Raw genomic sequence first — 18,640 nt, 5'->3', positions numbered from 1 at the left:
TAAATATAACTTAGTTATTGGTTAAGCAAATTTTATGCCAATTAATTAGAAGCTTTAATTAATTTATCTCCTGGCTTGATATTGTGATGATCAGCAAAGCCTGCGTTTACTTCAAGTGCGTAGGAGTAAGGATGTTCAGATTCTATTATCTTTTTACTGTAGGGTTTTAAATTATGGTGTATTTCTCTTATAATAAGATTTTTATCAAGATAAAATAGATCAAGAGGTATACGAGTATTATCCATCCAAAACTTTAAATTTTTCGGTTTATTAAAGATAAATAACATGCCATTATCTTTAGCCAGATGATCTCTATTGGATAAACCTTTTCTGATATCGGAAGTATCTTCAGCGATTTCTAAATTTAGTTTAATAATATTATTCTCGCTAATTAGAAAATAGTCTTCAGTCTTTAAGGCATGGCTTTGAAAGAAATAAATCACAATAAAAGTAAGAAGTAGGATTCCGACTATCCTTTTAAACTTTAATAATAGCCGATAACCTTTCTTCCAACTCGGCAAATTCCGTTTCATATAGCAAATCATTATAGGGTTCAAAATTCAAAAAATTGTTAAGCCTGCTAACTTTAGTTATTTGTTGTGTGGTTAAAGGTTGCACTGCTTCCGCAATTTCTTTCATTTCTTCTATTTCACCATTGCAGTGAAGTAATATATCGCATTTTGCTTCTAAAGCTCGTGCAGCATTTTGTTTTAGTGAACCTGTCAGAGCTTTCATCGATAAATCATCGGTAACTAATAAGCCTTTAAAACCTATTATATTGCGTATATAATCTATAACTCGGGGTGAAATTGTTGCGGGAAATTTATCATCTATTGCGCTATAAATTATATGCGCAGTCATAGCTAAATTTAAATCAGATAGCCGGCTAAACACTTTAAAATCATTTTGTTCAAGAGTCGCTAAATTTTCATTTACGATAGGTAGGTCGAGGTGGCTATCTTTATCTGCCCTGCCATGTCCCGGTATATGCTTAATAATTGATTGAACCCCGGCATCTCTTAAGCCAATATCGGCAATTTTACAAAGCTCTCCTACGATATATGGATCATTCCCGTAACTTCTATCTCCGATGATGTCGTTGGCATCTTTATAATAAAGGTCGGCAACGGGTGTGCAGTCTACATTTATTCCAAGGTTTGTAAGTTCTCTACCCATAAGTAGATGATTAACATATACTGCAACTTTAGCTTGCTCTAAATCCATAAGTGCAAGGTCGCCAAAAATTTTAGCAGGTAAGCTTTCTCTAAAATTAGGTGGTCTTAATCTTGCAACTCTACCACCTTCCTGATCGATAAGTACTAGAATACTATCTCTGCCCAATAAATCTTTAAGCGATCTTATTAAGTTTTTTATCTGCTCCTTAGTTTCACAGTTTCTTTTAAAAAGAATAAAACCCAATGGATTAACTTCTTTAAAAAATGCTTTTTCTTCATAATTAAGCTGAGTGCTATTTAACCCGAATATTACATTTGTTACTAAAGAGGTGGTTAAGTTTTTCATATTCCAATGCTTTTCAAGCTAAAATTTATTTGTTATTATCAATTTCTATCACATCAAAAACGCTACTTAAAGATTTTTTATCGTTTTTAATGGATGCATTTCTTTCTAAAGTTTGTTTAGAATTGTTTTTAGGTTCTTTTGGTTTTGTTGTTGCTTGTGTTGATTTTTCTTCAAGCTTCTCAGGTTTGGCTATAATCTCTTGAGGTTTTTGTGCCATTCCTTCAGTACTGTCTTTAGCATTTTGTATCTTGGTAATTAAATCAGACATCTTGTCTGAATGGAGCTGTTCAGCTTGGTTAGCCCGAGTTGCTGCCTTAGTTTGTAAAGTCGAATTTTGAGGAGTGATACTATTATATATTTCTTTATCCTGATTGGAAAATATTATACCCCCTCTATCTTCCGGAATGATTCTTAAATAGGAAGGATCACGCTTGATTAAAGGGAGGTTTTCCAGATCGACCGGCTTTACGGTATATGTATAAGAATAAAAGTATATTATTGCAAAAGCCAACACGGAGATTAATAAAAAAGCATAACGAGGCTTAATTTTTAAAAATAAATTTAGGGATAATTTTGATTTATTATCTTCAGGTTTAATATCCTTAAGTCTTGTTCTTTTTAATTCTCGATAATTGCTTTTCATAAATTGATATGGTTTTTACTATTTTATTTTATCTATACTAAATAAAAGGTGAGTTTACTATACTTAAACTTAAGAACTATCATGATACTAAAGTTTAATTATGCTGAACATACGAAAAGAAAATAAATTTTTAATTAAAAACTTAGTAATTTAATTAATAATCTTAAAGATTCTACCGTTGCCTGCTGCCTAATCTCATTTCTGTCTCCGACAAAAGTATATTTTTTACATTTGATATCACCTCTGCTGCCATAACCAATATAAACCAAACCCACAGGTGTTGTAGAGCTGCCACCGCTTGGGCCTGCTATACCTGTAATGCTTATTCCCATATGTACTGAGGAGAGTTCGAATAACCCCGATAACATTTGGCGTGCTACCTCTTCACAAACCGCTCCTTGCTCGTTCAACACCTTAGAGCTTACCATTAATACTTCTCGCTTGGATTTCTCAGTATAGGTAACGTAGCCTCTCTCAAAAACTTGTGAGCTTCCGGGCACGGCTGTCAGGTAACAGGATAGCATTCCACCGGTACATGATTCGGCGGTACCAATTCTAACCAGCTGATCCTTGGCTTTAATTATTACTTCTTCTGCAAGTTTATAAGAATCTAAAAAAATCATATATCACATATAAAATATAAAAAACAACTCCTGCAAATATTGCAGCCAATAAATCATCTAATATCACACCAAAAGGATTTTTATAATACCTATCAACATATTTTATAAAAAAAGGTTTCCTTATATCAAAAACCTAAACCCGATAAAAGCAATAATAAAGGTTAAATCCATCTGAGAAATCCCAAATAGAGTGAAATAACTTTGTGAGATGAGATATAACCATTTAAAACTTATTGCAAGAGTTAAACTCATTCCGATCACTTCATCAATAACAATTGAGGAGTGGTCAAAAGTTTTAGTATTATTTTGAAAGGCCGTTACCGCCCATAACCCTAAAATAAATAATACGATAGTACAAATCCAAAGGTTTAAAATTGCTTCAGAACTATCGGCTGCATGAAGCAATAACCAATAATAAAGCGGATAAAACCCTAAGCTGCCTAATGTGCCGCTTGCAAACCTGATTCTACCTATAAAAAACCAAGTTGATATTAGTGAATATAAAGTAAAAGGAATTTTTACTTTAGTATGCTTAGCATGGGTGATCCTGGAAAGATCATAATTTTTATAAATGTTACTCAAAATTCCTCTCAATAGTTCTTAGGAAGCATAATAGCACATACCGCAGAAACGGAAATACCTTCTTCTCTGCCGACAAATCCCAGTTTCTCGGAAGTTTTGGCTTTTACACATACCTGATTATTACTTATATTAAGTAATTCTGCAATTTTTTTTCGCATCATATCCTTAAAATTCATGAGCTTAGGCTTTTCCGTAATTATTGTGACATCTATATTATTTATAATGCCTCCCTTATCGGTTAATAACATATAAGCATGCTTTAAGAATATCGTAGAGTCTGCATTTTTCCATTTCTCGTCGGTCGGGGGAAAATACATTCCAATATCATCTTCGCCCATCGCGCCAAGTAATGCATCCGTAATCGCATGTAGTGCAACGTCCCCGTCGGAATGCGCGGATAATGACTTGTTGAACGGTACATCTACCGCACATAATTTTATGGTATTATCGTGGTCTGAAGCAGGTTGAAATTTATGTATATCAAAGCCGTAACCGACTCGAGTAATATAGTTTTGCTGCATAATTAATCCTCCGTAAATTAAACACTCAGGTGTGGTAATTTTAATATTTTGTACATTACTCTCTACAAAACCGACCTCAATTCCTTCTTCTATGCACAAGCTTATATCATCAGTGAAGGTTTGATGCTGGTATTTATTGTGAAGTTCTAAAATAGTTTGGAAATCAAACCCTTGAGGTGTGTGGGTAAGGTAAAAGTTATCCCTGTTATAAGTTGCATTAGGATGTTTAGATTTTAAAGTATCTTTTATTGATATTCCGGTATCCACTGCTTTAAATAACTCCAGGGTTTTTAGTACATTTAAGATTACTTCTTCGCTTATAAAAGGCCTGGCTGCATCATGGATTAATACATTCTTAATTTCCGATAATAAGTTTAGGCTTTGTAATCCGTTTCTTACCGAATCCTGCCTTCTTTCTCCGCCACTAACTGGAGGCAGTAACTTGTCCTCTAACCCTTCAGTCGCTTCACAATATAAATCATGATGCTCTGGATTTATTACTACCCTTACAGCATCAATTTTAGGATTATTAATAAACTTAAGAAGGGTAAGTTTTAAGATCGAGGTATGGCCTAATTTTAAATATTGTTTAGGTGTAGAAGTATTAACTCTAGTTCCTAGTCCACTTGCCATAATTAAAGCAATATTTTTCATTTAATTATAAAATAATTTACTTAAATTTAAGAAAGTACTACCATAATTTGTAAGGGTTTAATAGCAAGAAAAAATTTGAGGAAGGGGGGGATGCCAAACAAATTGCAAAAAGGTTATACTATGTTGGAGTTAACCTTTGTAATAGTTATAATTAGCTTGTTAATCTCAGCAGTATATAATGGATATTCTTTAATTCAAACTGCTAAACTAAGAAGTATCATCACTGAGTCAAAAGATTTTATCAATGCAGTTAATTTATTTGAACAAACTTATGGTAGCCTACCGGGGGATTTCCCGACCGCTTCTAATGTATGGGGTGCAAATTGTGATTCAACTCCAAGTAATTGTAACGGAGACGGCGATGGGATTACAAGATTTACAGCAAGTAGCACAAATCAGAATGAAGCATTAAGAGCATGGCAGCATTTGGCCTTAGCCGGTATGATTAAAGGTAAATATAACGGGGTTTCTACAGTGGCGGTATTCAATTTAGATCAATATAATTCCCCGGTTTCAAATTATAATAATAGTGCTTTTTGGAGCTTTTATTATAATTACCCGTATAACCCTCCCGATTATGAAGGCCAATTTATTCAGTTGGTGAACTTTTATGGTCAAAATATAATTACTCCTAATAATGCATATACCATTGATGCTAAAATTGATGACGGCCTTCCAAGGAATGGTTTAGTATGGGCTGAAGGTAGTCTTTGTACTAATGATGGAACTACGCCCTCTACTTATAATTTAGGAGAATTAAATCCCTATTGCTGGATAAAATTTGTATTTAGGAAGTGAAGAAAAATTATGAATAATCACTCGATAAAAGGTTTTACGTTAATTGAACTATCAGCCGTAATTTTAATAATCGGCATAATAATAAGCAGCGTATCTTACGGGTTGAATTTAGCCGATCAAGCTCGGTTAAGAAGTGTAATTACCGAGGCTAACGAATATATGGAGGCTATAAACTTGTTTGAGCAAAAATACGGTAATCTACCCGGAGATATTCCGACCGCTTCCGATCTATGGGGCACAACATGTGATGCTACACCAAGTAACTGTAACGGGAACGGTGATGGCGTGATTTACTACTCTTCTTCTCTTTTAAAAAATGAAGCTATGAGAGCATGGCAGCATTTATCGTTAGCCGGAATGATCAGAGGAAGCTATACAGGAATAGCAAGCATTGCTAATCAAACCGATATCGGAGTTAATGCGCCGGAATCAAAATATAGCAACGGAGGGTGGAGTATATATTATCATCAACCTTATAATCCTCCCTATGATACAGGACAATCCTTAATAATAGGTATGTTCCAGGCAAATTCTTTGCCAGGCAACTCATTAATAATTCCTTTAGATGCTTATAATATTGATACTAAAATTGATGATGGCTTACCAAGAACGGGATTGGTATGGGGAGATTCAGCAACTACATTTTGTTTCGTTAATGCAACATATGTTGATTCTCCTTATAATATCGTAAATACGACTACCCCTGCATGTATCTTAAGTTTTATATTTAGAAAACCTAATTTATGGTTTTAATAAGCATGATAAGAGATTAGCTTAATAGCAAGTAAACACTATAAAATATAAAGTATGAAAAATCATAAACAAGAAGCATTCAGTTTAATAGAGTTGGCAGCGGTAGTAATGGTTATTGCATTTTTAATCAGTGGTATTTCCGTTGCATATTCCATGATTAAGCAAGCGAGTTTAAGAAGTATAATTACCGAAGCTAATACTTTTACGGAGGCTATTAATCTATTCGAACAAAAGTATAAAAGCCTTCCGGGTGATTTTCCGTATGCATCTGTTCAATGGGGAACGGCATGCGATTCTACGCCAAGTAACTGTAATGGGGATGGTGATGGTATGATTTCCTACTCTTCTTCTCTTTTAAAAAATGAGTCCATGAGAGCATGGCAGCATTTATCGTTAGCCGGAATGATCAGCGGAAGCTATACAGGGATTGCGACAGTTGCAGGGCAAACGGTTTTGGAATTAATGGCCCGGCTTCAGCTTATTCTGCTGCCGGTTGGAGTATATTTTCCGTTGATCCCTACGGTTCACCTTATCCGCAAGGCCAATATTTACAAATCGGGGGTTTCCATCCGGGTGGGCCGTCAGATAATCCTTTATTATTTCCGACCGATGCTTATGTTGTAGATAATAAAATTGATGACGGTTATCCCAGAAGAGGCTTGGTTTATGCAGATTTTAATGATTGCTACAGTGCGCCTAAAACTCTTGATTCCCTTTACAATTATGACCTTAATAGCCAAGTTTGTATTTTGAAATTTATATTTAGAAAATAGGAAAAATTGAAAGAGAGAAATATGCAGAAATATAAGAAAACAGGATTTAGTTTAATAGAGTTAGCAGTGGTGATTTTAATAATCGCATTCTTAATCAGTAGTATTTCTATTGCATATTCCATGATTAAGCAAACGAGTCTAAGAAGTATAATTACCGAAGCTAATACTTTTACGGAGGCTATTAATCTCTTCGAACAAAAGTATAAAAGCCTTCCGGGTGATTTTCCTTATGCATCCGTTCAATGGGGAGCTGCATGTGATTCCACTCCAAGTAACTGTAACGGCAATGGTAACGGAGTAATTGAATACAGCTATACAACTCGTACGCAAAATGAAGGGTTAAGAGCATGGCAGCACTTATCTTTAGCTGGGATGATTATCGGGAATTATACTGGTGTTACCGATATGGAGGGAGGGACTTATATTGGAGTCAATGCTCCAATATCTCAATACAATAAAAAAGGATGGAGTATTCTATCGGATGTTCCCTATGACCCGCCTAATTCGCCGGGGCAATATTTAAATATAGGGGGGCCTCGTTTGGGCTTTCCTCCGGATGATTCCATACTTCCTACCATCGATGCTTACAGCATAGATAATAAAATTGATGACGGATATCCGAGAAACGGCTTAGTTTGGGGAGCTTCAATCTACGGTTTTCCGGGTGGTTGCTATTTTCCTAATACTCTTACCGCACCCTATACTACCGATGCAGCTAACGGAATGTGTATCTTACAGTTTATTTTTAGAAAAAAATAGATAAGGGCAAATAATATCATCCCTATTTTAGAAAGCTGGGTAGTAGATGGAATTATTCTACTTTACTAAAAACCTCTTTAAAATCTTCCAGGGCATCCGGAAATCTAACGTTATCTTTATTTAAAAAATCGATTTCAATAAATTTTGCCATTTCTATTTCATTTTCAAACTCTTTTGGAACTTGTGGGCTTGGAGGTTCGTTAGATATGATTTTACATTCGAAGATGTAGAAATCTCCTGAGTTCTTAAGTAACCTAATAGGCTCAGCTTTAAGCCCGGTCTCTTCGTAAGTCTCTCTTGCAGCTGTTTGATAAGCCAACTCTTCTCCTTCCGGTCTACCTGAGGGTATGTCCCATTTATGACAATTTGCATTTTTAACGGCTAAGAGCTTTCCGTTTTTTTTAATTATGCACCCGGCTTTACCATAAATTTTTGGCAATAAGTATGTTTTCTCTTGTTGCATAAAATTTGTAACCTCTATACTGAGTTAATATATGAATACAACAAAACATAATAATAATAAGATGACTAATTTAAAAATTAATAAATTTTCACTTAGACTTTTGAAATAATGCAAATTGTTAGATCATCTTTGAGGTTAAAAGCATAGCTTTTGTCAAATTCAAATATAATTTTTTCAAGCAGCCAGTTGCTTATATTGCTACTTGGTATATCCTGAGGATTAATAGCCAGGGTTTTCAGAAAATTACTTAGGTTAAACAAAATGTTATCTCGACTTTTTGTTTCAATTAAAGCATCGCTGTAAAATATTATTAAGTCCCAGTTAGTAAAATCGATAATATGATTTTTATAGCGGGGATTATCAATTATACCAAGCGGAAAACCTGTAGAATCCAATTTTTTTACCTTGGAATGCTTAAATGAGACCAGGTAAGGGCAGGGAGTACCGGTTGCGGCATAAGTTAGCTTTTGCAGTGGAATATCTATTAAGCAGTAGAACATAGTAGCAAATTGGTCTCTGCTTAGCATGGTAAAGAGATAGCTATTTATTTCATTTAAAAATTCAGCCGGATTTATCTGGGTTCCCGTAATGCTTTGAATTAATGAATGTAATCTGAAAGTATTAATAGCTGCCCTGATGCCGTGCCCTGAAAAGTCCCATATATAGCTTGCAACCAAACCGTCATCCATTTCCTTTATGGCATAATAATCTCCCCCCAGTTCTTCTGAGGTTTTATAGTAAGAGGCGATAGAAAGGTTATTTCTTTTAGAAATTTCGCTATGAACATTATCTTTGGAGATTAAGCTTAAAAGCATTTTTCTTGCTTCTTCCAGCTCAAAATTTAATCTTTCTTGAAACTCTACAAGGCTTTTAAAGAGTTTGCTTTGAGATAAGTGCATCTTAACTCTGGTAAGTATTTCTACTTCTAATGCCGGGGTGCTAAGAAAATCATTGATTCCAAGTGCGAAAGCTTTCTTCTTTTTACTATGAGATTTGCAATTTATTTTAGCGATTATAGGTATGTGCTGTGTTTTACTGTTTGATCTAAGCTTCATACAAGTCTGATAACCATCGAGTTCTTGAGTAACCATATCCAAAATAATTAAATCAGGAATGCTTGTTTCTATTGTTTCTAAAGCTTCATGGCAGGTGTCGGCTATACTCACTTTACTAAAACTCTCCTTTTCTAAGGTATTTTTAATAAAGTTTATTTCGTGTTTACCAACCCCTATAATTAATATATCAGAGCTTTTAAGCTGCTTGTCTATACTTTCAATATGTTTTTCAATAAAATACATAACTCCCCCATTAATTTATTTTAACATCTATATAATTTGTTAGATATGAAAAAGTTAAAAAAATAGCTGATATTAAGAATCCTTGTCAAATATATGGTTTTAAAATAAATCGGAATAGGGGATAAATCTTATTAAACAGTAAAAGTTATGTGAAATATTAATACTTGAGTTGCAAAGTAATACTAAGTGTTTGTTAAATATAGATTGAATTATTATAGGTAGTAATATTTCATAATTTTTAATTTTGGCTAGAACTATAGAATTTATGTAGCTTTATCTAAACCGGTGGTGAGTTGAGATTTTAATAATTGCAAAAATTTTAGGTTATTAGTCTGTGTATTTGCTTGCAAAAATATTAAAAAGTTTATAAAATTTAATATTAGGAGCTAAATTAGCAGAAAAGCGGAGCAAAAAAACAATGTCGAAGGTATTAAAGCCCTCTATACTGGTAGTAGAAGACGAAGAGTCAATTGCTACTGTAATTAAATATAATTTACAAAAAGAAGGTTATCAAGTCCAAATTACTTCAGATGGCGAAGAAGCAATATACTTGGCTAAAAATAGTAAACCGGATATCATTCTTCTTGATTGGTTACTACCGTCAATTCAAGGTATTGAGGTTTGCAGAGTTTTAAGAGAAACTCCTGAAACTTCCAATATTCCGATTATCATGATCTCGGCTAAAGGCGAAGAATTTGATAGAATAAGCGGACTTGAACGCGGTGCTGATGATTACATAGTTAAACCTTTCTCTCCGGCGGAATTAATTGCAAGGATTAAAGCAATATTCAGAAGATTGCGTCCTGCATTTTCAAATAAAACTCTGGATTTTGAAGATATTACTATGGATCTCATGACTCATTCCGTGAGCAGAAACGGGGTGGAAGTGAAGCTTGCGCCTATTGAATTTCAAATATTACAAATTCTAATGGAGCATCCGAACAGAGTGCTTTCAAGAGAGGCTTTAATAGATAAGATTTGGGGTGTTGATATTTACGTCGGATCAAGGACAGTAGATGTGCATGTAACCAGACTTAGAAAAGCTTTAATAAAAGCTAGCCCTAATGGTGAAGATTTAATTAAAACTATTAGACTTGCAGGATATTGTTTAAAAACATCGGTAAGAAGATAAGTTTGCTTGATGCTCTTAAAATTCTGTAGTATTAGAAGTTTAGGAGCAAAGATTTACTTTCTTTTATTATGATGTCATATATACCTGCAATAGTGGTATTTCTAATTTATTTTTTTACTTTAGTAGTAACTTTGGTTTTAGGGCTCAAGGTATCGCATTATCATACTGTTATTGAGCCGTTATCATTTTTTATCTCATTATGCGCAGCCGGTGTTATTAATTTTTTTATTTTAAAAAAAATATCACTTTCTAAAAGGCTAGCTGAGTATCAAACGCAAATATTTTCTACTGCTCTTTCCAATGAGTGTGAATTTTATATAATATTAAATGATAACAACCAGATAGTTTTTTTAGATCCTAATCTTTCTTCACAAATTAAGTTGCTTGGGAGTAGTTTAAAACCTAGCGAATTAGATAGCATATTTGAGTTGCTGAATATCAAAGCAGCAGCAAAAAATTCTATTATGGATGCGATTAATAAACTTATAAAATTCTCAACTAATACAGATGTATTGATTGCGTTTAAGGCCGTAAAAGTCAAGCTGGTAGCTGAACCGTTTTCCGTCTATGATCCGTATGATAAGACTGATAGCATTTTTTCCAATAACAAAAGGTTTTATGTCATAAAAGGTACAAGGCTTAACGGCGATGAAGAAATAATTGAAACTGTTGATAAGCTTGGCTGTGGTTATTATGAGCTTGATGAGCTGGGGCATATTATCCAATGTAATGATTTTTTTTGCAAGAGCGCTTGGTTTTAGAAGAGAAGAGTTGCTTGATGATTTAGTAAGTTTTTCTCATTTTATTCAGGCTGACCTTAACTTAAATAAAAATGAAGGGCAAAACACAAAGACCGGCCATTTAAATAACACCTGGCAAGGTTTTGTAACTCTTTCAACGAAATTTAATGAGCAGATTCATGCGCTCGTAGTACAAAAAGCTTTTTACTCTGAAACAAGAGCAATTAAAAAAATTACAGGGTACTTTATTAAATTACCCGATAAAAGCCTAATTACAAGAGCAAGAGGTGTAGAAGAGGGGTGGATTGATCATAGTTGGCAGTGTTTCTTTAAAGACTCTCCATACCCGGTAGCGTTACTTAAAAAAGACGGAAAGATTACGAAAATGAACCAATCTTTAGAAGTAATGGTAGGCAAGCATTTTATTAATGATAACTTTATAAATCTATTTACTCCGGAAAGCCAAAGACAAATAAAATCAGAAATGCAAAAGATTTCTACGGATATAGTTTCACCGATCATTCCATTAAAGAATCTGAAGCTTGCTAACGGAAAAACAACCGCAGTGTATATGGGGAGGATTTTGGATTTAAGCGGTAACTTATACGGGTTTATGCCGAGAATTACGGATGTTACACAGCAAAAAGAAATGGAAGAGAGCTTATCTCACGCTCTTAGAATGCAAACTATCGGTTATTTAGCAGGATCTATCGCACATGATTTTAATAACTTGCTTACGGCAATCTTAGGTTTTTGTGATATATTATTAATCAGGCATACCCCTGAGGATCCTTCTTTTGCCCATATTATGCAGATTAGGCAAAGTGCTAACCGAGCATCAAGCTTGGTTAACCGGCTACTTGCTTTCTCACGTAGGCAAACATTAAAACCTGAAATATTGAATTTAAATGAATTTTTTGGAGATTTTTATTCCTTGGTTCAGCGTCTGGTGGGAGGGGAAATTCAAATTAATCAGGAGATAGCTAGTGATTTATGGTATATTAAATTTGATCCTGTGCAATTTGAGCAAGTAGTTTTAAACTTAGCGATTAACGCACAGCAATCAATGGGAGAGAACGGAAAGCTGTCGATCCGGGCTTTTAATTTAAAATTGAAAGAACATGATCCTTATCTCGCAAGTTGTATAGCGCCAAAAGGAGAACCTCCTGCAGCGGCAGGGGATTATATTGTTATTGAAGTAGAAGATACCGGGGTAGGTATTGATGAGAGTATTGCTAACAATATTTTTGAACCGTTCTTTACTACTAAGCAAGATAAATCGGGAACTGGTTTAGGACTTTCCACCGTCTTTGGGATTGTGACACAATCCGGAGGAAAGATTTACTTTAAAACTAAAATCGGTGAAGGTACTACTTTTATAGTTTTAATACCTAGACCGGTTATAACTGTTGAAGAGCAAAATGCGCATAGGCAGATACAGCAAAAAACCGGAAGAGACGTTTTCGGAAAGGGGTTAATAATACTGGTTGAAGATGAAGAGGCGGTAAGAGTTTTTGCTAAGCATGTGTTGATAAGCAAAGGGTATGAGGTCATAGATTTTGCTTCACCACACCAGGCATTGAGTCAAATTATCGAGCTTAAAAAAAATATTGATTTAATCGTTACCGATGTAGTTATGCCGGGAATGAGCGGGCCTACTCTGGTTGATGAGATAAAAAAAGTTCAGCCGAAAATTAAAGTAATATTCATATCAGGCTTCGGAGAAGAAGCATTTAATGAGGCTTACGGCAATGCCAGAGACTTTAATTTTTTACCCAAGCCTTTTAATTTAAAAGAATTATTACTTAAGGTAAAAGAGGTGATTGACGGTTAGCACTTTAAATTAACTTAACCTAAGGAGCAGCTAACTATTTAAATTATATATAGACTTAAAAGATTCAAGCTGGTAAAAATTAATATAGGATAACTACTTAAGCAAGAAATGGATACTTCGGATAACAGAACTCAATCAGGTGCTAATGAAGCGGCATCAAAAATTGATGAGGCATTACAAGATATTAGAAAGGCTATGATTTCTGAAACTAATGTCAGCAGTGATATTCTTGAGCTTACGGAAGTTGTAGAAGACGGCAATTCCGATAAAGTAACTGAAAAGGCTCCGCCCTCTATAAAAAAGAACGTTGCTCAGCTTAATGAGGCAGTTACCAATAATTTAAGTGAAAGTTCTGAAGATATACTAAAAAAAATTGATAACAGCGTGGCTGCTAAAAAGCTGAGAACCTCTCCCCCGAAAATTAATAGGGAGGAAAATATGCAAACTAATCAAACTCAACCAAAGGATGTTGAAGAGCAAAGTGTTAATGAAGAAGAAAATATATCTCCTTCAAATAAATTATTTATAGCTGAAGAAGTAGCTAAGGAATCACAAGACCTATTAAGATCATTTATAAAAGCTACCACTAAAAATCATGACGAAAATATAAATTTTAGGTCAGGTGCTACTTTAGAAGATTTAGTTATTGAATTACTTAAACCTGAATTAAGCGAGTGGCTAAATAGAAATTTGCCTAATATAGTTAAAAGTATTGTAGAAAAAGAAGTTAAGAAGCTCATTCCTCAGGACGAATAGATTATGGAGAATAAGGGTAAGAGAATTATCGCGGCGTTTATCGGATCATGTCTCATCTATACGGCAAACTTAGCAATCGCAGAATCCAATCCTACTGTATCTGCTGATTCGGATGATATAGAAAGTAAGGTGAGTTCCGAGTTGGAAGAATTAAATAATTCTACTCAGCCAGCTCTTCCTATTCCTCCTATACCCCAAATTAATGTAGATAATACAACGGTAAACCCGTCGGGAGCAGCTTCTGCACAACCAGACAAAATCTCTAAACCCATTTTAAAATCAACCATAAGCAATTCTAAAGCTAATCCGGTTTCGGTAGCTTCTTCACCAGTTCCACTAAGTATTATGAAAAATGATGAAAATATTTCTGGCAATCCTGCCGCTCAACCGAATAAAGCTCCAAGCAAAGCTTCTGAGGCTAATAAAGGTGAAGGTTCTAATTTGCCTAATAACTTTGATGAAAAGTTTAATTACTTCTACTCACAAACTCAAAGAACTTTAAAGGAAACTAAAGAAGAAGCTGAAAAAGCTCCATTTATTGACGAACAGGATCCGTTGAATCAAATGGAAAACCTATATTTATCTAGCCCGAGTATAAAACAAAATAAACCCGGTTCCGCCTCCGATAAACCGTCAAAAGCTGATGCTTCGCTAAAGAAGAAAAATAACTATTCTCCATATATTTATAACAGAAAAGTATATGATTATAGAAACACCATTCCTTCCCCACAAATCAGCAAAAAGCATTACGGGTCAAATAATCAGCATTTACCTAAAACTTTTTATCAAAAAGAGTATTCCGAGTATTTATTTATTGCAGCAATTAATGACGATGTAAGCAGCATAAAAGCATTTTTAGAAAAAGGAGCCGATATTAACGCCCAAGATGTTAAATACGGTTATACTCCGCTAATGTATAGTATTTTATATAATAAACAAAAGTCATATAATTATTTAATAACTAAAGGGGCGGATCTTAGCATCAGAAGTAATGACGGTAAAACGGTTGCTCACCTTGCAGCAACCGCAAATAACATAAAAGCTTTTGAACTGCTTATAGATTATGGGGTTGATCCTAATATTCATGATAATCAGGGTAACTCTCCATATTATTATTCGACTCAATTTACTGATGAATTTGCTTATATTGCAGTAAAGCAATATAAAAATATGAATAAAGCCTTAATAGATTTTACCAAAAACGGCTCTATTGCTGCCGTTAAGCAAACTTTAAGGCTTGGAGCGGATACGAATTATAAGGATGCCAACGGTAATACGGCCTTAATCATTGCTGTACAAAAAAATAATGTGAAATTAGCCGGCTACTTGCTTTCTAAAGATTCTGATCCTCTACTGAGAAACAAGATAGGTTTATCAGCAATTGACTATGCTGTAATGAATAACTCTAAAGAATTAAAGGACATTCTTAAAACTGTTATTATAACCAAAGAACTTGAAGGAACCGAAGAAGTAAATTTAACTAAAAATGAAGAAAGGTTTTTAAACAGTAACTCTGGTAGAGATGGTAATAATGCTTATAAACATTATTCACGTTGTAATCCGTCAAGTAATTTAAAAGTTGAACATCAAAAGCATGAGGGAAAACATAAGTGTTCTACCAAAAAGGAAGCGGTGGTAGTAAGCCATGGACCAAATAAAGTTATGGAAAAATCTTTAATAGGTGATGAGTCGCTTAAAAAGCCGAAAGTTATAGTTTCTCCTCCTTTAACTAAAATAGAGCCGATTAATCCTGTTACCGATCTTCCGGGCACTAAAAATAATCAAACTATCCCGGTTATTAAATCGCAAGTTGATTCTAAGCAAAATGATAATATAACATTAAAGGTGCCTAAAGTAGTTAGAGAACCTGTAGCTCTAAAAGATTCTAAAATAGCTTCCAATGCAACTAAGGTAAATAATACCATAATCACTACTAAACCTGAACAAGCTACTAAAGTGGTTATTAAACCGCAAGCAGCTCCTAAAACTTTGATTACCACAAATACTTCTTCACAGGTTGCTAACTCTAAACCTTTAGCATCTAGGGCTGATAATGGGTTAAGAGAAGTAAAAAAGGTTAGCCCACCGGAAAATCAACAAGATTCAAAAAATTTAACAACAAATATAAAGGATATGGTTTCTAGTCCGTTAGCTATGCAGGATGAGTTAAGTGCAGCTAATGAAAAAAATACCCCACCTAAAACTACTTCGCTTAAACCAACTGCTCCAACTACTACGGTAATTCCGGCTATGCCTGAAGTTTTATCAAAGCCGACAGTTTTAACTATGCCTATAGCTCCGATAATTCCGGATGCACCTGAAGTTTTATCAAAGTCAGCTGCTGCCGCTACTACGGTAATTCCGGTAATACCCGTTGCACCTGTAGCTCCACCTAAATCATCAGTTGCATCTACTCCGGTAATTCCGGTAGTACCCGTTGCACCTGTAGCTCCATCTAAACCAGAGCCGGAAATACCAGCGTCATCGGCAGTCAAAACCACTCCCGCTGATACTGCTAAAAAACCTACTTCATTATTGCCTTATTAAGTTAAAGGCATCAGTTTATAAAGTATAAAAGTTATATGCATTTTATAAGATAAAAGCTAATATCGAAAAGCATAAATCAGTTAATAGCACATTATATGATGAATAATTTAGTTTGCCCGCACTGTAGTCATAGCACAATACAGGAGCACTTTTGCTCAGAATGTAATAAAGTTTTACCGATTAGAGCTTTAAGCTACTTTGATGTTTTTCGGCTGAGCGAAAACTATAATATTGATATAAAGCAATTAGATACAAAGCTGTTTGAGCTGCAAAGGTGTTTTCATCCTGATAAATTTATTAATCAAAGCCTAATAGAACAAAGCATCGCATTAAATAATAGCGCACTTATTAACCAAGCGTATAAGGTATTAAAAACACCGCTTTTGAGGGCGGAATATCTACTTAAATTAAAAGGCTTTGATATTGATAAAGAGGAAGTGCCGCAACATCTTTTACTTGAATCAATGGAATGGCGAGAGAGCCTTGAATCAAGTGAGGATGAAAGATCTATACGGAAATTATTAGAAGAGGTTTCATATAAAGAAAATAACGCTTATAAGCTTTTAACGGAATATTTTATAAAAGAGCTTTATAATCAGGCTTTATCAATATATATTGAACTTAAATTCTATACACGTTTTAAACTGGAAATTATAAATAAGCTTGATTTAATAAATGATACTATTTGATATTCAAGAGCCGGGAGAAACAGAAAGCTACCCGATCGGTAAAAGCATAGGTATTGATTTAGGTACAACTAATTCATTGGCGGCAGTTTCTTCGAACCGGCAACCTGTAATAATTGCAGATAAGATGAGCGGTGAAAAAATTTTACCTTCTATAGTCGCTTTTGATAATAACCGCAGCTACGTGGGAAATGATGCTTTAAACCACAGCACATATATCTCTTCAATAAAAAGATTGATGGGGAGAGGAATAGAAGATATCAAAGGTTTGCATCTGCCATATGATATTAATCAGAATTCTAACCAAAACTTAATTCAACTTAATATTAATAATACTGTTAAAGACCCGATTGAAATTTCTGCTGAGATTTTAAAAGAATTAAAAAGAAGAGCAGAAGAATATTTGGGAGAAAAGGTAGAAAATGCGGTAATAACTGTTCCGGCATATTTCGATGATGCTGCACGTGTAGCCACTAAGAATGCCGCGCAAATTGTCGGCCTTAAAGTTTTAAGGCTATTAAATGAGCCGACGGCTGCAGCCATTGCTTATAGCTTAGATAAAAATGAATCAGGAATTTTTGCCGTATATGATTTCGGGGGTGGTACTTTTGATGTTTCTATACTTAGACTTGAGAAAGGAATTTTCCAGGTTTTAGCTACGGGTGGAGATGTTGAGCTCGGCGGAGATGAGCTTGATAAAGAAATTATAACCTATTTTACCGATCAGAAGCTTGATATTAATAGCCTTCAGGTTTACCTACGGGAAGCAAGAAAGATAAAAGAATATTTAACTGATAACACTCACTGGCAAGGTGAAATTTTAAATCAAAAATATTCTCTTTCTCAAATTGAGTTTAATAATTTAATTAAGCCTTATATCAGTAAGACAATTAAAATATTTAAGAATGTTTTAAAGCAAGCGGAAATTGAGGTTAACGATATTAGTGAAATCATTCTGGTCGGCGGATCTACCAGAGTTCCTTATGTTAAAGCGGCTTTAACTCAAGCTTTCGATAAGAAGCCGTTAGATACAATCAACCCTGAAGAAATTGTAGCTCTGGGGGCTGCTATTCAGGCTGAAGCTTTAACTTATGGAAGCGACAATATCCTTCTTGATGTTACACCTCTTTCCTTAGGGATAGAACTTATGGGGGGCATTTCGGAAATAATTATTCCTAGGAATTCCCCGTTACCTACGCAGCAAAAAAGAATGTATACCACACATAGTGATGGCCAAACCGGGTTAAAAATACATGTGATCCAAGGGGAAAGTGAGAAGGTTTCCGAGTGTAGGTCACTTGCTCATTTTGAGCTTAAAGGCCTGCCTCAATTACCGGCCGGAGAACCGAGAATAGAGATTACTTTCAAAATTGATGCTGACGGAATTTTAACGGTAACCGCTTATGAAAAGCTTACAGAAACTAAGCAGGAAATTGAAATTAAACCTGCATACGGCTTGAAGGAAGAAGAAGTACTTAGTTTGTTGCAAAAAAATAATGTCATTTGAAAAAAATACTTCTTATATAGATTATATTCTATTAATAAAATTCGGAGGAT

18 protein-coding genes and 1 pseudogene are annotated in these 18,640 nt (G+C 34.5%); 11 read left to right on the top strand and 8 right to left on the bottom strand.

Annotation, left to right across the window (positions count from 1 at the left end; all coding sequences use genetic code 11):
* Positions 1-41: 41 nt before the first annotated feature.
* From I862_RS05320 to ispF, 6 genes and pseudogenes are all read right to left on the bottom strand, one after another.
* A complete protein-coding gene (locus I862_RS05320) occupies positions 42-533 on the bottom strand; it encodes a DUF192 domain-containing protein (RefSeq protein WP_158499277.1) in 492 nt (163 codons plus the stop codon).
* Positions 478-1,521 (bottom strand): beta-N-acetylhexosaminidase, encoded by a 1,044-nt coding sequence (gene nagZ / locus I862_RS05315; RefSeq protein WP_052646488.1) that lies wholly within the window; start codon positions 1,519-1,521, stop codon positions 478-480. Before nagZ ends, I862_RS05320 begins: the two co-directional genes overlap by 56 nt.
* 25 nt (positions 1,522-1,546) lie before the next feature.
* Positions 1,547-2,164 carry a hypothetical protein gene (locus tag I862_RS05310; protein ID WP_038539733.1) on the bottom strand — a complete coding sequence of 206 codons (618 nt, stop codon included), beginning with the start codon at positions 2,162-2,164 and terminating at the stop codon, positions 1,547-1,549.
* Positions 2,165-2,298: 134 nt separating this feature from the next.
* Complete coding sequence (locus I862_RS05305; RefSeq protein WP_038539730.1) at positions 2,299-2,787, bottom strand: CinA family protein; 489 nt, start codon at positions 2,785-2,787, stop codon at positions 2,299-2,301.
* Positions 2,765-3,369 (bottom strand): annotated as a pseudogene (locus tag I862_RS05300) (phosphatidylglycerophosphatase A family protein). The gene I862_RS05305 and the pseudogene I862_RS05300 overlap by 23 nt, the downstream one beginning before the upstream one ends.
* Before the next feature lie 8 nt (positions 3,370-3,377).
* Positions 3,378-4,523, bottom strand: coding sequence for a 2-C-methyl-D-erythritol 2,4-cyclodiphosphate synthase (gene ispF, locus I862_RS05295; protein WP_158499275.1), 1,146 nt, complete (start codon positions 4,521-4,523; stop codon positions 3,378-3,380).
* 111 nt (positions 4,524-4,634) lie between these two features.
* On the opposite strand from ispF, the gene I862_RS05290 reads away from it, so the two are divergent.
* The 4 genes from I862_RS05290 to I862_RS05275 all read left to right on the top strand — a co-directional run bounded on the left by I862_RS05290 (position 4,635) and on the right by I862_RS05275 (position 7,627).
* Positions 4,635-5,342: a type II secretion system protein gene (locus I862_RS05290; RefSeq protein WP_038539722.1), complete on the top strand. Its 708-nt coding sequence runs from the start codon at positions 4,635-4,637 to the stop codon at positions 5,340-5,342.
* Between the two features lie 9 nt (positions 5,343-5,351).
* Positions 5,352-6,095 (top strand): prepilin-type N-terminal cleavage/methylation domain-containing protein, encoded by a 744-nt coding sequence (locus I862_RS05285; RefSeq protein WP_038539719.1) that lies wholly within the window; start codon positions 5,352-5,354, stop codon positions 6,093-6,095.
* 377 nt (positions 6,096-6,472) lie between these two features.
* Positions 6,473-6,868, top strand: a complete 396-nt coding sequence (locus tag I862_RS08315; protein ID WP_148299496.1) for a hypothetical protein — start codon at positions 6,473-6,475, stop codon at positions 6,866-6,868.
* A 21-nt stretch (positions 6,869-6,889) separates the two neighbouring features.
* The gene (locus I862_RS05275; protein ID WP_038539714.1) at positions 6,890-7,627 is read left to right on the top strand and encodes a type II secretion system protein; all 738 of its coding nucleotides are present in this window, start codon (positions 6,890-6,892) and stop codon (positions 7,625-7,627) included.
* Between the two features lie 52 nt (positions 7,628-7,679).
* Here I862_RS05275 and I862_RS05270 read toward each other — a convergent pair whose 3' ends face one another.
* Together I862_RS05270 and I862_RS05265 are read right to left on the bottom strand one after the other, a co-directional pair.
* Complete coding sequence (locus I862_RS05270) at positions 7,680-8,090, bottom strand: NUDIX hydrolase (protein ID WP_038539711.1); 411 nt, start codon at positions 8,088-8,090, stop codon at positions 7,680-7,682.
* A 92-nt stretch (positions 8,091-8,182) separates the two neighbouring features.
* A complete protein-coding gene (locus tag I862_RS05265) occupies positions 8,183-9,388 on the bottom strand; it encodes a response regulator (protein WP_038539708.1) in 1,206 nt (401 codons plus the stop codon).
* A gap of 418 nt (positions 9,389-9,806) precedes the next feature.
* Between I862_RS05265 and phoB the strand changes: the two genes are divergently transcribed.
* From phoB to hscA, 7 genes are all read left to right on the top strand, one after another.
* Complete coding sequence (gene phoB / locus I862_RS05260; protein WP_038539703.1) at positions 9,807-10,520, top strand: phosphate regulon transcriptional regulator PhoB; 714 nt, start codon at positions 9,807-9,809, stop codon at positions 10,518-10,520.
* Positions 10,521-10,588: 68 nt separating this feature from the next.
* The gene (locus I862_RS05255; protein ID WP_148299495.1) at positions 10,589-11,281 is read left to right on the top strand and encodes a hypothetical protein; all 693 of its coding nucleotides are present in this window, start codon (positions 10,589-10,591) and stop codon (positions 11,279-11,281) included.
* Positions 11,250-13,094 carry a hybrid sensor histidine kinase/response regulator gene (locus I862_RS05250; protein ID WP_052646487.1) on the top strand — a complete coding sequence of 615 codons (1,845 nt, stop codon included), beginning with the start codon at positions 11,250-11,252 and terminating at the stop codon, positions 13,092-13,094. Before I862_RS05255 ends, I862_RS05250 begins: the two co-directional genes overlap by 32 nt.
* Before the next feature lie 108 nt (positions 13,095-13,202).
* Positions 13,203-13,850 (top strand): DUF2497 domain-containing protein, encoded by a 648-nt coding sequence (locus I862_RS08550; RefSeq protein ID WP_052646486.1) that lies wholly within the window; start codon positions 13,203-13,205, stop codon positions 13,848-13,850.
* A 3-nt stretch (positions 13,851-13,853) separates the two neighbouring features.
* Positions 13,854-16,397, top strand: a complete 2,544-nt coding sequence (locus I862_RS08715) for an ankyrin repeat domain-containing protein (protein WP_038539696.1) — start codon at positions 13,854-13,856, stop codon at positions 16,395-16,397.
* A gap of 95 nt (positions 16,398-16,492) precedes the next feature.
* A complete protein-coding gene (gene hscB / locus I862_RS07915; RefSeq protein ID WP_084173799.1) occupies positions 16,493-17,086 on the top strand; it encodes a Fe-S protein assembly co-chaperone HscB in 594 nt (197 codons plus the stop codon).
* A complete protein-coding gene (hscA, locus tag I862_RS05230; protein ID WP_052646484.1) occupies positions 17,073-18,590 on the top strand; it encodes a Fe-S protein assembly chaperone HscA in 1,518 nt (505 codons plus the stop codon). Before hscB ends, hscA begins: the two co-directional genes overlap by 14 nt.
* The last annotated feature ends 50 nt before the right edge of the window (positions 18,591-18,640 follow it).

Origin of the sequence: endosymbiont of Acanthamoeba sp. UWC8 (assembly GCF_000730245.1) — a bacterium.
GTDB lineage: Bacteria > Pseudomonadota > Alphaproteobacteria > Rickettsiales > Midichloriaceae > Jidaibacter.
This window is presented reverse-complemented; position numbering and strand designations above follow the sequence as displayed.

Bases quoted from the DNA above. Each gene is read 5' to 3' on its own strand.
- I862_RS05320 (WP_158499277.1), bottom strand. From the start codon at position 533: ATGAAACGGAATTTGCCGAGTTGGAAGAAAGGTTATCGGCTATTATTA.
- nagZ (WP_052646488.1), bottom strand. From the start codon at position 1,521: ATGAAAAACTTAACCACCTCTTTAGTAACAAATGTAATATTCGGGTTA.
- I862_RS05310 (WP_038539733.1), bottom strand. From the start codon at position 2,164: ATGAAAAGCAATTATCGAGAATTAAAAAGAACAAGACTTAAGGATATT.
- I862_RS05305 (WP_038539730.1), bottom strand. From the start codon at position 2,787: ATGATTTTTTTAGATTCTTATAAACTTGCAGAAGAAGTAATAATTAAA.
- ispF (WP_158499275.1), bottom strand. From the start codon at position 4,523: ATGGCAAGTGGACTAGGAACTAGAGTTAATACTTCTACACCTAAACAA.
- I862_RS05290 (WP_038539722.1), top strand. From the start codon at position 4,635: ATGCCAAACAAATTGCAAAAAGGTTATACTATGTTGGAGTTAACCTTT.
- I862_RS05285 (WP_038539719.1), top strand. From the start codon at position 5,352: ATGAATAATCACTCGATAAAAGGTTTTACGTTAATTGAACTATCAGCC.
- I862_RS08315 (WP_148299496.1), top strand. From the start codon at position 6,473: ATGGCAGCATTTATCGTTAGCCGGAATGATCAGCGGAAGCTATACAGG.
- I862_RS05275 (WP_038539714.1), top strand. From the start codon at position 6,890: ATGCAGAAATATAAGAAAACAGGATTTAGTTTAATAGAGTTAGCAGTG.
- I862_RS05270 (WP_038539711.1), bottom strand. From the start codon at position 8,090: ATGCAACAAGAGAAAACATACTTATTGCCAAAAATTTATGGTAAAGCC.
- I862_RS05265 (WP_038539708.1), bottom strand. From the start codon at position 9,388: ATGTATTTTATTGAAAAACATATTGAAAGTATAGACAAGCAGCTTAAA.
- phoB (WP_038539703.1), top strand. From the start codon at position 9,807: ATGTCGAAGGTATTAAAGCCCTCTATACTGGTAGTAGAAGACGAAGAG.
- I862_RS05255 (WP_148299495.1), top strand. From the start codon at position 10,589: ATGATGTCATATATACCTGCAATAGTGGTATTTCTAATTTATTTTTTT.
- I862_RS05250 (WP_052646487.1), top strand. From the start codon at position 11,250: ATGATTTTTTTTGCAAGAGCGCTTGGTTTTAGAAGAGAAGAGTTGCTT.
- I862_RS08550 (WP_052646486.1), top strand. From the start codon at position 13,203: ATGGATACTTCGGATAACAGAACTCAATCAGGTGCTAATGAAGCGGCA.
- I862_RS08715 (WP_038539696.1), top strand. From the start codon at position 13,854: ATGGAGAATAAGGGTAAGAGAATTATCGCGGCGTTTATCGGATCATGT.
- hscB (WP_084173799.1), top strand. From the start codon at position 16,493: ATGATGAATAATTTAGTTTGCCCGCACTGTAGTCATAGCACAATACAG.
- hscA (WP_052646484.1), top strand. From the start codon at position 17,073: ATGATACTATTTGATATTCAAGAGCCGGGAGAAACAGAAAGCTACCCG.